Origin of the sequence: Xanthomonas nasturtii (genome assembly GCF_001660815.1) — a bacterium.
Lineage (GTDB): Bacteria > Pseudomonadota > Gammaproteobacteria > Xanthomonadales > Xanthomonadaceae > Xanthomonas > Xanthomonas nasturtii.
In genome coordinates this window covers 70,899-85,212 of the sequence record NZ_LYMI01000008.1, presented here as the reverse complement: position 1 = coordinate 85,212, position 14,314 = coordinate 70,899, and the positions used below count along the sequence as shown (strand labels likewise).

The 14,314-nt window shown below is 65.8% G+C and carries 10 protein-coding genes, 4 tRNA genes and 1 pseudogene; 13 read left to right on the top strand and 2 right to left on the bottom strand.

Annotation, left to right across the window (positions count from 1 at the left end; translation table 11 throughout):
- Positions 1 to 109: 109 nt before the first annotated feature.
- Positions 110 to 1,174, bottom strand: a complete 1,065-nt coding sequence (locus A7D16_RS04140; protein ID WP_064630100.1) for an SDR family oxidoreductase — start codon at positions 1,172 to 1,174, stop codon at positions 110 to 112.
- Between the two features lie 308 nt (positions 1,175 to 1,482).
- On the opposite strand from A7D16_RS04140, the pseudogene A7D16_RS04135 reads away from it, so the two are divergent.
- From A7D16_RS04135 to A7D16_RS04075, 13 genes and pseudogenes are all read left to right on the top strand, one after another.
- Positions 1,483 to 4,029 (top strand): annotated as a pseudogene (locus tag A7D16_RS04135) (DNA internalization-related competence protein ComEC/Rec2).
- The gene (locus tag A7D16_RS04130; protein ID WP_064630096.1) at positions 3,920 to 4,582 is read left to right on the top strand and encodes a MotA/TolQ/ExbB proton channel family protein; all 663 of its coding nucleotides are present in this window, start codon (positions 3,920 to 3,922) and stop codon (positions 4,580 to 4,582) included. The pseudogene A7D16_RS04135 and the gene A7D16_RS04130 overlap by 110 nt, the downstream one beginning before the upstream one ends.
- A 3-nt stretch (positions 4,583 to 4,585) precedes the next feature.
- Complete coding sequence (locus tag A7D16_RS04125; RefSeq protein WP_064630094.1) at positions 4,586 to 5,050, top strand: ExbD/TolR family protein; 465 nt, start codon at positions 4,586 to 4,588, stop codon at positions 5,048 to 5,050.
- Complete coding sequence (gene msbA, locus A7D16_RS04120; protein ID WP_064630092.1) at positions 5,047 to 6,816, top strand: lipid A export permease/ATP-binding protein MsbA; 1,770 nt, start codon at positions 5,047 to 5,049, stop codon at positions 6,814 to 6,816. The genes A7D16_RS04125 and msbA overlap by 4 nt, the downstream gene beginning before the upstream one ends.
- On the top strand, positions 6,813 to 7,850 hold the full coding sequence (gene lpxK / locus A7D16_RS04115) for a tetraacyldisaccharide 4'-kinase (protein ID WP_064630090.1): 1,038 nt from the start codon (positions 6,813 to 6,815) through the stop codon (positions 7,848 to 7,850). The genes msbA and lpxK overlap by 4 nt, the downstream gene beginning before the upstream one ends.
- Positions 7,851 to 8,171: 321 nt before the next feature.
- Positions 8,172 to 8,948 (top strand): 3-deoxy-manno-octulosonate cytidylyltransferase, encoded by a 777-nt coding sequence (gene kdsB / locus A7D16_RS04110; protein WP_064630088.1) that lies wholly within the window; start codon positions 8,172 to 8,174, stop codon positions 8,946 to 8,948.
- Positions 8,945 to 9,409, top strand: a complete 465-nt coding sequence (locus A7D16_RS04105; RefSeq protein ID WP_064630086.1) for a low molecular weight protein-tyrosine-phosphatase — start codon at positions 8,945 to 8,947, stop codon at positions 9,407 to 9,409. The genes kdsB and A7D16_RS04105 overlap by 4 nt, the downstream gene beginning before the upstream one ends.
- Before the next feature lie 23 nt (positions 9,410 to 9,432).
- Positions 9,433 to 10,851, top strand: a complete 1,419-nt coding sequence (locus A7D16_RS04100) for a hypothetical protein (protein ID WP_064630084.1) — start codon at positions 9,433 to 9,435, stop codon at positions 10,849 to 10,851.
- Complete coding sequence (gene uvrC, locus A7D16_RS04095; RefSeq protein ID WP_064630082.1) at positions 10,848 to 12,704, top strand: excinuclease ABC subunit UvrC; 1,857 nt, start codon at positions 10,848 to 10,850, stop codon at positions 12,702 to 12,704. The genes A7D16_RS04100 and uvrC overlap by 4 nt, the downstream gene beginning before the upstream one ends.
- Complete coding sequence (pgsA, locus tag A7D16_RS04090) at positions 12,704 to 13,336, top strand: CDP-diacylglycerol--glycerol-3-phosphate 3-phosphatidyltransferase (protein ID WP_064630080.1); 633 nt, start codon at positions 12,704 to 12,706, stop codon at positions 13,334 to 13,336. The genes uvrC and pgsA overlap by 1 nt, the downstream gene beginning before the upstream one ends.
- A 36-nt stretch (positions 13,337 to 13,372) precedes the next feature.
- Positions 13,373 to 13,448 (top strand) — tRNA-Gly (locus A7D16_RS04085).
- Positions 13,449 to 13,516: 68 nt separating this feature from the next.
- Positions 13,517 to 13,590 (top strand) — tRNA-Cys (locus A7D16_RS04080).
- Between the two features lie 82 nt (positions 13,591 to 13,672).
- A tRNA-Gly gene (locus A7D16_RS04075) sits at positions 13,673 to 13,748 on the top strand.
- A 373-nt stretch (positions 13,749 to 14,121) separates the two neighbouring features.
- On the opposite strand, the gene A7D16_RS04070 is transcribed toward A7D16_RS04075, so the two are convergent.
- Positions 14,122 to 14,205, bottom strand: a tRNA-Leu gene (locus A7D16_RS04070).
- Positions 14,206 to 14,314 lie beyond the last annotated feature (109 nt).

Here is a 14,314-nt window from a genome sequence, read left to right as displayed (position 1 = left end):
CAGCGAAGGAAGTACGCCACGTTACCGCTGCGAACCTGCCGACAGTGATGCAGCAGATCGCTTACCGCTGCAGGTCGAAGGCCGACCTGCAGCGATGCAACGCCATCGATCAGGGAATGATGCGAAGCGCCCGCAGCCGGGTGAACAGTTCGAAGAACGAGGCGCGGCTGTCGTAGAAATCCAGAAAGCCCAGTTCGCGGCTCTTGGTCATGTCGTTGACGCACTCGATCTCGCGGCCCAGATCGGCGTCGGTGTGCCACCACGAGGCCAGCCGATTGACGTCCGATTCCACCAGGTGGTGTTGCGCGGCCAAGTCGGCCCACAGCGCCGGTGCGGTCTGGCTCAGGCGTGGTTCCAGCGGTGCCGGCGTAGCGGGGCAGGGCGCCGCGTCGAGTTCGAAGAACTTCGCAATCTCGCCCCACATCCAGCGCCAGCGGAACACATCGCCGTTGACGGTATTGAAGGCCTGATTGCGCGCTGCCGGGCTGAGCCCGGCCCAGGCCAGTTGGCGGCCTAGCAGGCCGGCATCGGTGAGGTCGGTCAGGCTATTCCACTGCGCTTGCGAGCCTGGGAACACGAAGGGTTGCCCGGTGTGCTTGCACAGCGATGCATAGACCGCCAGCGTCACGCCCATGTTCATTGCGTTGCTGCCATTGGCCATGCCAATCATGGTGTGCGAGCGGTGCACGCTCCAGCCGAAACCGTGTTGGTCTGCATGCGCGAACAACAGGTCTTCCAGCGTGTAGTAAAAGTTTTCGCCTGGCTGGCGCGGCTCGCTTTCGCGGAACGGCGTCTCTGCCTTGCCGCTGCCGTAGTTTTCGAATGCACCCAGGTAGTGTTTGGTGCCGGTGACCAGCGCCATGTGCTGCAGCGGCGCATGGCTGAGCGCATCGCACAGGTGCCGCATCATTGCGCCATTGGCTTGGACATTCTCGCGTTCGGTGTCGCGACGCGTCCAGGTGCAGAAGAACACGTGCGTGATGGGCAAATCGCGCAGTGCGTTGCTGGTGCTTTCGGCATCCAGCAGATCCGCCGCCACCGGGATGACGCCGTCGTGCGGCAGCGGCCGGCGGGCAAGGCCGTAAACGGTCCAGCCGTCGGCCAGCAACACGTTGGCAAGGTTGTAACCGGAAATACCGGTCACACCGACGATCAGTGCAGTGCCTTTACGCATGGGGGAACTCCTGGAAAACAACGATGACCATAGCGGCAACGCCATAAAATCGAGGCGAATGCCTGAGGGAAGGGTGTACCGGCGTAGCTGATTGGTGGATTCGCTTTGCCGCATGCACATCCACACGAGCGCCGGGTTACGCATCGCAGCGAGTGGTTGCGACGTCCTGCAGTACCGATATTGGCGCGATGCAGTTGCAACCGGCGAGCGCAGCAACAGGGTTCTCCCTACCCTGAGACAGGTAAACCACTGCTGTGCCCGGAGTGGGCTGCAATCTAAGGTCAAGGCGTTGATTGATAGGGGCCAGGATGGCGACCGGCAGCACGCAGGCTTCAGCGCAGGCAGCACCACCCCAGATGGCATCGGCGGTCGCTCTCGCTGCGGCATTGCTGCTGGGCGTGGTGGCGTGCGCCTGGTCGCCCGCGCTGCTGCCGCGGGTGGTCTATGCCGGTTGCGTCTGCGTTGCAGGGCTGGGCATCGGAGCGAGCGTGTGGCTGCGGCCGCGCTGGAGCGCGCTGCTGGTGGCGATGGCGGCCGCACTGTTCGGCTTCGGTGCGATGGGGTGGCAGGTGGCCGGGGTCCTGCGGGCGCAATTGCTTCCGCAGGATGAAGCGCGCCAGGTCAGCGTGCGTGGGCAAATTGTCGGGCTGCCGATTGCCGAGCAACGACGTACCCGCTTTCAGCTGCGTGTCGACGACGATCCGGCGCAGCCCGCAGCGCTGCGCGGCAAGCTCTTGCAGCTGGCCTGGTACGACGACTTCGGTGCTGAACGCATCGGCCCGCGCGCAGCGCTGCAGGCCGGTGCGCGCTGGCAACTGCGACTCAAGCTGCGCGCGCCCCGCGGCCTGCGCAATCCCGGCGGCTTCGATGCCGAGCGCCAGGCGCTGGCGCAGCGCCTGGTCGCAACGGGCTATGTGCGCGTGCCCGCAGCCGCACGCCAGACCGTACCGCCACAAGGCGTGGATGCCTGGCGCGAACAGATGTCGCAGCGCATCGCCGAGCGTGTCAGTGGCCCTTCTGCGCCATACCTGCGTGCGCTAGCTCTGGGAGACACGCGGGGACTCGACGATGCGGCATGGGCGACCTTGCGCGCGACCGGGCTCAGCCATCTGATCGCGATCTCGGGATTTCATGTCGGGCTGGTTGCAGCATTTTTCGCGATGCTGGTCGCCGGCGTGTGGCGTTGGCAGCCGCGGCTTGGCACGCTGCTGCCACGTGTACATGCCGCGGCGATTGCCGCGCTGATTGGCGCGGCCGCCTACGCGGTGCTGGCAGGTCTGGCGCTGCCGACGGTACGCACCGTGTTGATGATTGCGGTGGTGGCCATGGCAAGGGTGCTGCGGCGACGCGCCACGACCGCGCACATCCTCGCGCTCGCCTTGCTGACGGTGTTGCTGTGGGACCCGCTCAGCGTGCTGGTGGCTGGCTTCTGGCTCAGCTTTGCCGGCGTGGCGTGGCTGGTGTGGTGCCTGCCCTCGGACGATCGCGCCATCGTGCGCGGTTTCCTGTCTGCGCAGACCGTCGCCACGGTCGGCTTGCTGCCGTTGACGGTCGCCCTGTTCGGGCAGGCGTCGCTGGTCGGGCCTTTCGCCAATCTGGTTGCCATTCCATGGTGGACCTTCGTGGTGGTACCGCTTTGCTTGCTCGGGACCGCACTTGAAGCGGTCTACCCAGGTGCCGGCGGGTGGGCATGGCAGCTTGCCGGCGGGTGCTTCGAGCTGACCTGGCCGGGGTTTGTCTGGCTGGGACAGACGACGGTGGCATTGTGGTGGGTGCCCGAGTCCGATGGGGTTGCCCTGATCGCGGCCCTGTTCGGTGCGTTCTGGCTGTTGCTGCCGCGCGGGACGCCGGGCAAATCCTTGGCGGCGCTGCTGTGGTTACCGCTGCTCTGGCCCGATCGCGAACTGCCCGCCGCAGGCGAGGCGGATGTGCAGGTGCTGGATGTGGGGCAGGGCCTGGCGGTGCTGGTGCGCACGCAACGGCATGCGCTGTTGTTCGATACCGGGCCGGCGGTGCGCGATGGGTTCGATGCCGGCGAGCGGGTAGTGCTGCCGGCGCTGCGTGCGCTCGGGGTACGCCGGCTGGACGCGATCGTGCTCAGCCATGCCGACGCCGATCATGCCGGTGGCTATGCCGCGGTGCGTGCGGGGCTGCCGGTCGCATTCACCGCTGCACCGCCGGATGCGCCGCTGGAGGTCAGTACGCGCTGCCGCGCCGGGCAGCATTGGGAATGGGATGGCGTGCGCTTCCGCTTCCTGCACCCCAGCGCTGGCTTTCCGTATTTGCGCAATCAATCCAGCTGCGTCTTGCGGGTGGAAACGCAGCATGCGAGCGCGCTGTTGCCAGGCGACATCGGCGAAATCATCGAACGCCGCCTGCTGCGTGGACAGGCCTCGGAGCTGCGTGCGGATCTGGTGATCGTCCCGCACCACGGCAGCGCCGATGGCTCGCATGCCGGCTTCATCGCAGCGACGGGCGCACGTCTGGCGCTGGTGTCCTCCGGCCATGGCAACCGCTTCGGACATCCGCGCGCCGAGGTGGCGCAACGTTGGCAGGCGGGCGGGGCAGAGGTGCTCGACACGGCACAGGCTGGCGCAATCCGGGTCTGGCTGGGTGCCGATGGCCTGCAGCTGCGCGAGCGACGGCGCTGGCAGCCGCGGCTATGGGATGCTGCGGAACGGCGGCGGTCGGCTGCTATCCTATCGGCCAGCGAATAGGCGGCCGCGTTGCCGGAGGAATCGAATCGTGTTGGAGCTGGTCAAGGCGGGCGGTTGGCCGATGGTGCCGTTGCTGTTGCTGGGCGTGGTTGCCCTGGCGATCGTGCTGGAACGTCTGTGGAGCCTGCGCCGCAATGAAGTGACGCCGCCCGGTCTGGGCGAAGAGGTCCGCAATTGGGCCGCGCGCGGCAAGCTGGACCCCACCCATATCGAATCGTTGCGCCGCAATTCCCCGTTGGGCGCGTTGTTGGCCGCCGCGCTGGAGGTGCGTGGCCGGCCGCGTGAGCTGATCCGCGAACGCATCGAAGACACTGGCCGGCATGTGGTGCACCGCATGGAGCGCTATCTGAACGCATTGGGCACCATCGCATCGGCCGGGCCGTTGCTGGGGCTGCTGGGCACCGTGGTCGGCATGATCCAGATGTTCATGGGTATCCTCGATCATGGCGTGGGCGATGTGAATCAGCTCGCCGGTGGCATCGGCAAGGCGCTGGTGTGCACCGCCACCGGCATGATCATTGCCGTGCCTGCATTGATGGCGCATCGCTTCTTCAAGGGGCGCATTGCCGGTTACATCATCGAGATGGAGCAGGAAGCCACCTTGCTGCTGGACACCATGGATGGCCGCGTGGTGCCGGCAGCCGTCGCGCCGGTTGAAGCAGGCGCCAAGCCCGTCGCGGCAAAGGGCTGACGGATGCGCATCGGTAGCGACCGAAGCCAGGACGAGCCGCAGATCGACCTGGTCCCATTGATCGACGTCATCCTCGTCCTCATCATCTTTTTCGTGGTGACCACGACCTTCGACGCACGCTCCACGCTGCAATTGCAGCTGCCGACCGCCAGCGACCAGCACACCGGCGCACCGCCGCGTTCGTTGAGCGTGCTGGTCAACGCCGATGGGCGTTATTTCATCAACGATCAGGAAGTGCTGCGCTCGGACGTGGATTCGCTCAAGCAAACCATCGCCCAGATCGCCGGCGACAACCGCGACCAGACCGTACTGATGCGCGCCGATGCACGCACGCCGTATCAGGCCGTGGTCACCGCGCAAGACGCGCTGGGCCAGCTCGGCTTCCGGCGCATCGCGATCGCTACTGCGCCCCCGGCCGGCGCCGCCAGCACGACCGGCAAGACAAGCACCAACGGAATCCGCCAGTGACCATCTCCACCGACCGCCCGGCGCCAGTCTCGTCCTGGCGCACGTACCGTCGCCTGCTGGCGTTCGCCAAACCCTATCGGCTGCTGCTGGTCGCCGCGCTGATCGCGGCGTTGATCGAAGCGGCCGGCACCACCGGTTTTCTGGCGTTGATGAAGCCGATCACCGACGAAACCTTCATCTACAAGAACGCCGAAGTCAGTCGCTGGCTGCCGGTGCAGATCATCTTGCTGTTCGTGGTGCGCGGCATCGCCGGCTACATCACCGACATGGCGATGGGGAAATCCGCGCGCAGCATCGCGCGCGATCTGCGCATCAAGGTGATGGCGAAATATCTGCGTCTGCCCGGTTCGCGCTTCGACTCGGAACCGGTGCCGTCGATGCTGATACGCCTGGGTTCGGATTCGGACCAGGTGGCGCAGGCCGCCGTGGATGCGGTGAAGGTGATGATCCAGCAATCGCTGCAGGTCATCGGCGCACTGGCGCTGATGCTGTGGCATAGCTGGCAGGTCACCCTGACCATCCTGGTGCTCGCCCCGGTGCTGGCCTGGGTGATGGACAAGGTGGCGCGGCGCTATCGACGCATCAGCCACAGCATCCAGGAAAGCGGCGCGCATCTGTTGCAGGCCGCCGACCAGACCTTGTCCAGCCATCAGGAGGTCAAGATCTACGGCGCGCAGCAGACCGAGATGGAGCGCTATGGCGCGCTGGCCGACCGCAATCTGCGCCTGGCGATGAAGGTCGAATCCACGCGCGGCATTTCCACCGCCACGGTGCAGATGATCGGTGCGATCGGCTTGTCGGCATTGCTGTTCGTTGCTGGTGCGCAGGCATTGGCCGGGCGGCTGACGGCCGGCGACTTCGTCGTGCTGATGACCTCGATGCTGACGATCATCCCCGGCCTCAAGCAGCTGACCAACGTGCAGAACATGGTGCAGCGTGGCCTGGCGTCGGCCGAGCGTTTGTTCTCGGTGCTCGACAGCCCGGACGAGCCGGATCAGGGCGCCGTACCGATGACGCGCGCCAAGGGCCTGATCGAATTTCGCGATGTCACTGCGCGCTACCCGGGCCAGGTCAATCCGGCCCTGGCCGATGTCAGCTTCGTCGCCCAACCGGGCACGGTCACTGCCATTGTCGGGCGCTCGGGCAGCGGTAAATCCAGCCTGATCAAGTTGATCCCACGGTTTTACGAAGCCGAGGCCGGGCAGATCCTGCTCGACGGCCACCCGGTGCAGGCGTACGCCTTGGCAGATCTGCGCCGGCAGATTGCGCTGGTCGGCCAGCAGGTGATGCTGTTCGATGGCAGCATCGCCGACAACGTGGCGTTCGGCGAGATGCGCAACGCCGATGCCAGCCAGCTTGAGCGCGCGATTCTGGGCGCCAATGCGATGGAATTCGTCGCACAGTTGCCAGAAGGCTTGCAGTCGCATGTCGGCACCAAGGGCGGGCGCCTGTCCGGCGGCCAGCGCCAACGTCTGGCGATCGCGCGTGCAATGCTCAAGGACGCGCCGATCCTGATCCTGGACGAGGCCACCGCAGCGCTGGACAACGAATCCGAGCGGCTGGTGCAAGATGCCTTGCACAAGTTGATGCCGGACCGCACCACGCTGGTGATCGCGCACCGCCTGTCCACCATCGAGCATGCCGATCAGGTGCTGGTGATGGACCAGGGCCGCATCGTCGAGCGCGGGACGCATGACCAATTGCTGGCGCAGGGCGGCTTGTATTCGCACCTGCACGGCATGCAGTTCCGCGAACGCCAGGCATGAGCAAGCGCGGCACCCGCACGCCGGGCTACTGGTACGACAACACGCCGATTCCGTTGCCGGCGCGCATCCTGGCGCCGGTCTACGGTGCTGCGATCGCGTTGCGACGGGCGCTGTATCGCCGCGGTTGGCGCAAGCGCCACGGCGTGCCGGTACCGGTGATCGTGGTCGGCAACGTCACTGCCGGCGGCACCGGCAAGACGCCGTTGACCATCGCGCTGGTCTCCAAACTGCAGGAAGCCGGCTGGACCCCTGGCGTGGCCAGCCGTGGCTACGGCCGCGATGACGCCGGTACCGCGCGGTGGGTCGAGGCAGACACGCCGGTCGCACTCGGCGGCGACGAGCCGGTGTTGATCGCCTGGAAAACCGGTGCGCGCGTGCGCGTCGATAGCGACCGGCTCGCCGCCGCACGCGCCCTGGTCGAAGCCGGCTGCGACATCGTGGTCTGCGACGATGGACTGCAGCATTACCGCCTGGCACGCGATGTGGAGATCGAAGTGGTCGATGGCCAACGCCGCTACGGCAACGGACGCCTGCTGCCTGCCGGACCACTGCGCGAGCCTGCCGCGCGCGCGCGCGACTGCGATTTCCGCGTGGTCAATCTTGGCCAGGCCAGCGCCACGGCGGCACCGCAGGCGCCGGACGCGGCCGGTTTCGGCGAGTGGCAGATGCGTCTGAGCATCGACTGCGTGCAGCCGATGGACGGCAAGCGCGTGCAGCCCTTGAGCATGCTCGCCGGGCAACGCGTGCATGCCGTGGCGGGTATCGCGCATCCAGAGCGCTTTTTCGCGATGCTGCGGGCGCGCGGTATCGGCGTGGTGCCGCACGCGTTTCCGGACCATCATGTCTATCGCGCCGCGGATTTCAGCTTTGGAAGCCGCCTGCCGGTGCTGATGACCGAAAAGGACGCGGTGAAGTGCCGTCCATTCGCCGACGAGTGGCTCTACAGCGTACCGCTCAAGGCAGAGCTGCCGGCCGCATTCTGGGTAAGTTTGCTGGACCGCTTGAACACATTGGCGAGCCGGCAGGGCGTGTAAGAGCGCTTTTTTTGGCAATGGTGTTGTGCGGCTTGGCTGCAGCGTCCTTGCCCGCCCACCATTACCAGACGGGGCGTGAATCCATCCATGCAGGCGCTTACGCAGCCTTCATGCCGCGTAAGGTCCGGCGACGGCGGGCGGGCAAGCACCAATCAAGATGGTCGGTGTACATGCGAGCGGTGCGTGCAGCGGCGTCCCGGTGCTGATGTGGCACATGGCCGCGCCAACTGGACGCCATGCCTGCGCTCACGCACACAGATGCATCATGCCATTTGCCCATCTCGTTTCCCCACACATTCCAGCTTCCCAGAGCACGCCCGTATGACCACCACACCTGCCGATTTCGTCGTCGCCATTCCCGCCCGTTACGCTTCCACGCGGCTGCCGGGCAAACCGCTGCAACGCATCGGCGATCGCCCGATGATTCAGCACGTGGCCGAGCGTGCGTTGCTGACGGGCGCGCGCGAGGTCTGGGTGGCCACCGACGATGCGCGTATTGCCGAGGCGATCGAGCATCTGCCCGGCGTGCATGTGGCGATGACCGGCACTGCGCATCTTTCCGGCACCGACCGTCTTGCCGAATGCGCACGCATTGCCGGCTGGGACGAGCAGACCTGCGTGGTCAATCTGCAAGGCGACGAACCGTTCGCGCCGGCGGCCGGCATCCGCGCGGTCGCCGATCTGCTGCAGCGTTCCGGCGCCGAAATGGCCACGCTGGCCGCGCCGGTGGACAACGCGCACGACCTGTTCGATCCCAATGTGGTGAAGCTGGTGCGCAACGCCGGCGGCGATGCCTTGTATTTCAGCCGTGCGCCGATCCCCTGGCATCGCGACAGCTTCGCCAACCAGCGCGACAGCGTGCCTGCCGAGGGCCAGTGGCTGCGCCACATCGGTATCTACGCCTATCGCGCAGGCTTTTTGCAACGCGTTGCGGCGATGCCGCCCGGCATGCTGGAGCGCATCGAGTCGCTGGAACAACTGCGCGTGATGGAGGCCGGCTATCGCATCGCAGTGGCCGTGACGCCCGAGCCGTTTCCGCCGGGTATCGACACCCCTGACGACCTCGCCCGTGCGCAGATGCGGGTCGCCTCGGCATGAAGGTGCTGATCGTCTGCCTGGGCAATATCTGCCGCTCGCCGATGGGCGAGGGCGCCTTGCGTGCGCAACTGGACCAGGCGCGGTTGTCTCGGCGCATCGACGTCGATTCGGCCGGCACCGGCGACTGGCATGCCGGCGATCCGCCGGACCCGCGCGCGATTCGTTGCGCGCGCGGCCATGGCGTGGATATCTCCGGTCTTCGCGCACGTCAGGTGAAGCGCTCGGATTTCGAGCATTTCGATTGGCTGCTGTGCGCCGACGGCAACAATCTGCGCGATCTGCAGCGTATCGCGCCGGCGGCGCAGCGCGAAAAACTTGCCTTGTGGCTGCCCTGGGCCGGCATCGAAACCCGTGATGACATCCCCGACCCTTACACCGGCGGCATGGACGACTTCGAGCAGGTATGGCAGCTGGTCGACGCTGCCGCACGCCTGACGGTGGCCAGGCTCACCCGCGGCTAATCGCGCTTGGGCATAATTACCGCATGAATGCCCAGCTCACCCAGGAACTGCCGGAATTTCCCACCTGGCTCAATGCCAGGCCATCTACCTTGCAGGAGCATCGCGGCCGTGCGCTGGTGCTGGCGTTCGTCAATGCCAGTTCGGTGTGGTGCGCCGAACGCCTGGCCGAGCTTGCCCACTGGCAGGCGCGCAGCCCGGGCCGGCTGCAGGTGATCGTGGTGCAGGTCCCGCGGTTCGACAGCGAGCGCCTGCCGCAACGCGCGCTTAAACAACTGCGCGGACACGGTGTCAGCGCGCCGATCCTGCTCGACAAGGATTGGGAAACCTGGCGCCGCTTCGGTATCGAATCCTGGCCCACGCTGGTGTTGCTGGATGCCTACGGCCGCGAGCGGCAGCGCCTGGTGGGCATCACCGGCGATCTCGACAAGGCACTGAGCGCCTTGTGCGAAGGCCAGCAGCCGCCATCGGATGCCGACCTGCACGGCGTAACAGAACGCGAGCCCGAGCCGCGCCTGGCGTTGCGTTTTCCAACCGGCCTTGTGGCAACCGAAGACCGGCTATACGTCGCCGATACCGGCCACCACCGCGTGCTTGAGTGCACGCACGGCGGCCGCGTGCTGCGTCAGTTCGGGCATGGCAACGCCGACCTCATCGACGGCGGCATCGGCGAAGCCGCATTCCGGCGTCCGCAGGGTCTGGCGTTGGAGCGCGACCAGTTATACGTGGCCGACACCGGTAACCACGCACTGCGTCGCATCCACCTGCGCAGCGGGCAGGTGGACACGTTGTGCGGCACCGGCCGCTCCGGCGAGCCGGTCGAAGGCCCGCTGGCGTCGTCCGGCGCCTCTGCGCTGAACTATCCGCAAGGTCTGGCAATCGCCGACAACCAGGTGCTGATCGCCATGGCTGGCGACAACCGGATCTGGAGCTATCACCTGGGCCGCGCTGCACTGACCGCGCGCGCAGGCACCGGTGCACTTGAGATTCGCGACGGCAGCGGCCACCTTGCTGCGTTTGCGCAGCCAGCCGGCCTGGCATCCGTGCAGCAGGTGGCTTATGTCTGCGATGGGCTGGGCTCATCGATCCGCATCATGCAGTTGCGTGGCGACCTGGTGCAGACCCTGGTCGGCGGGCAGGGCACCTGGCAGTTCGGCGACGAGGACGGCCCGCGCGGCACCGCGCGGCTGCAGTTTCCGCAAGCCATCGCGCTGGCGGCCGATTCGCCGCTGCTGTGGATCGCCGACACCGGCAACGGCCGCCTGCGCTGCCTGCGTCTGGGCGGCGGCGAATTGACCACGGTCGAGTTGCCGCGTCGCCTGCACGGTCCAGCCGGCCTCGCGGTTGCCGCCGGTGCGGTATGGATCGCAGAAACCGATGCACACGCGATCTTGCGTTACGACCTTGCAAGCGGCGCGCTGAGTGATGTTGCGATAGACGAATGAGCGCAAGGCCCCAAAGCGATTTCGATGGAAAAGCGTTTGCTGCGCAGCTGAGCACCGCGCCTGGCGTCTACCGCATGTATGCGGCCGATGACACCTTGCTGTACGTCGGCAAGGCCGGTGCGTTGCGCAAGCGCGTCGGCAGCTATTTCAACGGCACACCGAAGAACGCCCGGTTGACTTCGATGCTGTCGCAGGTGGCGCGCATGGACGTCACCGTGACCCGTAGCGAAGCCGAAGCGCTGCTGCTGGAAAACCAGCTGATCAAATCGCTGTCGCCGCGCTACAACGTCTCGTTGCGCGACGACAAGAGCTACCCGTATGTGTTGCTCACGCGCGAAGACTGGCCGCGCATCGCCTTGCATCGTGGTCCGCGTGCGGTGCAGGGGCGTTACTTCGGCCCGTACACCGGCGTCACCGGCGTGCGCGAAACACTCAGCCTGATGCACAAGTTGTTCAAGCTGCGCAGTTGCGAAGACAGCGTGTTCCGCAACCGCTCGCGGCCATGCCTGCAGTACCAGATCGGGCGTTGCAGCGGCCCGTGCGTGGACCTGGTGGCAGCGCCCGATTACGCCGAATCGGTACGTCGCGCCACCATGTTTCTGGAGGGCAAGAGCGACCAGCTTGGCGAAGAGATCATGCACTCGATGCAGCAGGCCAGCGAGGCGCTGGAATTCGAGCGTGCCGCGCGTCTGCGCGATCTGTTGTCGTCGCTGCGCAGCATGCAGAACCGCCAGTATGTCGACGGCCGCGCGGCCGATCTGGACGTGCTGGCCTGCGCCACGCAATCCAGCCAGGCCTGCGTGTTGCTGCTGAGTTTTCGCGATGGCCGCAACCTCGGCACGCGCTCGTTCTTTCCCAAGACCAATGGCGAAGACAGCGCCGACGAAATCCTGGGCGCGTTCGTGTCGCAGTACTACGCCGAGCATTCGCCGCCGCGCGAGATCCTGCTCGACCGCGAGATCCCGGAAGCCGAGTTGATCGAAGCCGCGCTCAGCACGGCCGCCGAACACAAGGTGGCGTTGAAGTGGAACGTGCGCGGCGAGCGGGCCGGTTATCTGCTGCTGGCCACGCGCAATGCGCAGCTGACCCTGGTCACCGAACTCACCAGCCAGAGCGCGCAGCACGCACGCAGCGAGGCGTTGCGCGAAATGCTCGGGCTGGCCGAAGCGGTCAAGCGGGTGGAGTGCTTCGACATCAGCCACACCATGGGCGAGGCGACCGTCGCTTCGTGCGTGGTGTTCGATGCCAGCGGCCCGGTGCGCGGCCAGTACCGCCGCTTCAATATTTCCGGCATCACCCCGGGCGACGACTACGCAGCGATGCGGCAGGCGATCGAGCGCCGTTTCCGTCGCGCCGTGGAAGAGAACGGCGTCCTGCCCGATGTGCTGCTGATCGACGGCGGCGCCGGCCAGCTGGCGCAGGCGCAGGCCGCACTGGCCGACCTCGGGGTCGAAAACGTCCTGCTGGTCGGCGTGGCGAAGGGCGAAGAACGCAGGGCGGGGCACGAGGCGTTGATCATGGCCGACGGCCGCGAGCTGCGGCCGGGCGCGGCTTCGCCAGCGCTGCAGTTCATCCAGCAGGTCCGTGACGAAGCGCACCGCTTTGCGATCACCGGTCACCGCGGGCGCCGCCAGAAGGCGCGCATGACCAGCAAGCTCGAGGACATCCCCGGCATCGGCCCGCGGCGTCGGGCAAGTCTGCTCAAGCATTTCGGCGGGCTGGTGGGCCTCAAGGCCGCCGGCGAGGCCGAGATTGCCCGCGTGGAAGGGGTCAATGCCGCACTTGCCGCGCGAATCTACGCTAACCTGCACGGGCTGGCGCTTCCCGATGCGGCAGGCGAGTCGAGTCCGTAATGAAGTTGACCATCCCCACGTGGCTGACACTGCTGAGGATCCTGATGATCCCGGTGTTGGTCGTGGTGTTCTACCTGCCGTACACGTGGACGAATTTTGCGTCCGCCGGCGTGTTCGCGCTGGCTGCCATCACCGACTGGCTGGATGGCTGGGTCGCGCGGCGTTACCACCAGTATTCCGCGTTCGGCGCGTTTCTGGACCCGGTCGCCGACAAGCTGATGGTCGCCGTGGCGTTGTTCCTGATCGTGCAGGGCCACCCCACGCCGTGGATGGCGTTCTGGGCCGCAGTCATCGTCGGGCGCGAGATCGCCGTCTCTGCGCTACGCGAGTGGATGGCTGAGATCGGCCAGCGCGCCAAGGTGCGTGTGGCGGCGATCGGCAAGGTCAAGACCACCGCACAAATGGTGGCATTGCTCTGTTTGCTGTACTCGGTCACGCCGGGGCAGATGCCCACGCATGAAATCTGGTTCGGCAACCTGATCTTCCGTGCCGGTTACTGGACGCTGGCAGTCGCTGCGCTATTGACGCTGTGGTCGGGCTTTCAGTACCTGCAGGCCGCCTGGCCGAGCCTGCGCGCCGACGAAAAAGCGGCGATCAGCACCAAGCCGAAAAAAATCGAAAGCAACAGTTGACACCTATTCTGTTCGCTGTAGAATTTCGCCTCCCAAGCGGGAATAGCTCAGTTGGTAGAGCGCAACCTTGCCAAGGTTGAGGTCGCGAGTTCGAGTCTCGTTTCCCGCTCCAGATATAGATAAGGCCCCGCGTCAGGGGCCTCGTTGTTTCAAGGCAGGATGCCTTGGGTTTGAAGTTTCGGCCTGGTGGTAGAGTGGTTATGCAGCGGACTGCAAATCCGCGTACGCCGGTTCAATTCCGGCCCAGGCCTCCACATTGCATGCGCTGTTTTCTGCAGTTGGTAGCAACGACAGGGCTGGCGCAAACAAGTAACACGCTGTACAATTTCGCTCCACGCGGGAATAGCTCAGTTGGTAGAGCGCAACCTTGCCAAGGTTGAGGTCGCGAGTTCGAGTCTCGTTTCCCGCTCCAAATTTAAACCCTGGATATCGCACGATATCCAGGGTTTTTTATTTGCGGCAGACATCGATGTGATGTGATGTGTTGCGGAGTGGGTGTCTTGCGCGACGCCCTGTGCAATCACGTTCAAGCGTCCCGATAGTGGACGCTCCTTCCAGTCGCTTCTTGCGCGCGCAGACGGCTTGGATGAGTAGGGGGCAGGTGGCGTCGAGACCACCTGGCAACGCGATATGCAGCACAAGTCTGTCGAGCGCGCAGCCCGGCGCCGCGGGTAAACACCCATCTGCTGCGGACTCACGCGATCATGTGTCGGTGGCGCGTGGTTGAGCGTCACGCAGCTCGAAAACCACTCCAGCGTGCGCTGGCACGGGTTGCGAATAAAACGTGCCCGGGGCGGGGGTCGAACCCGCATAGCCTTGCGGCTGAGGGATTTTAAGTCCCTTGCGTCTACCAATTTCGCCACCCGGGCATTGCGATAGCGTGCCTGATTGCGCGGCGATTGTGAATCGCTGCGATGTCCATCATGCACTGCCTCGCTCTTGCTGCCTGCGCTATGCTGCCGCCGCACAGCACGCGGC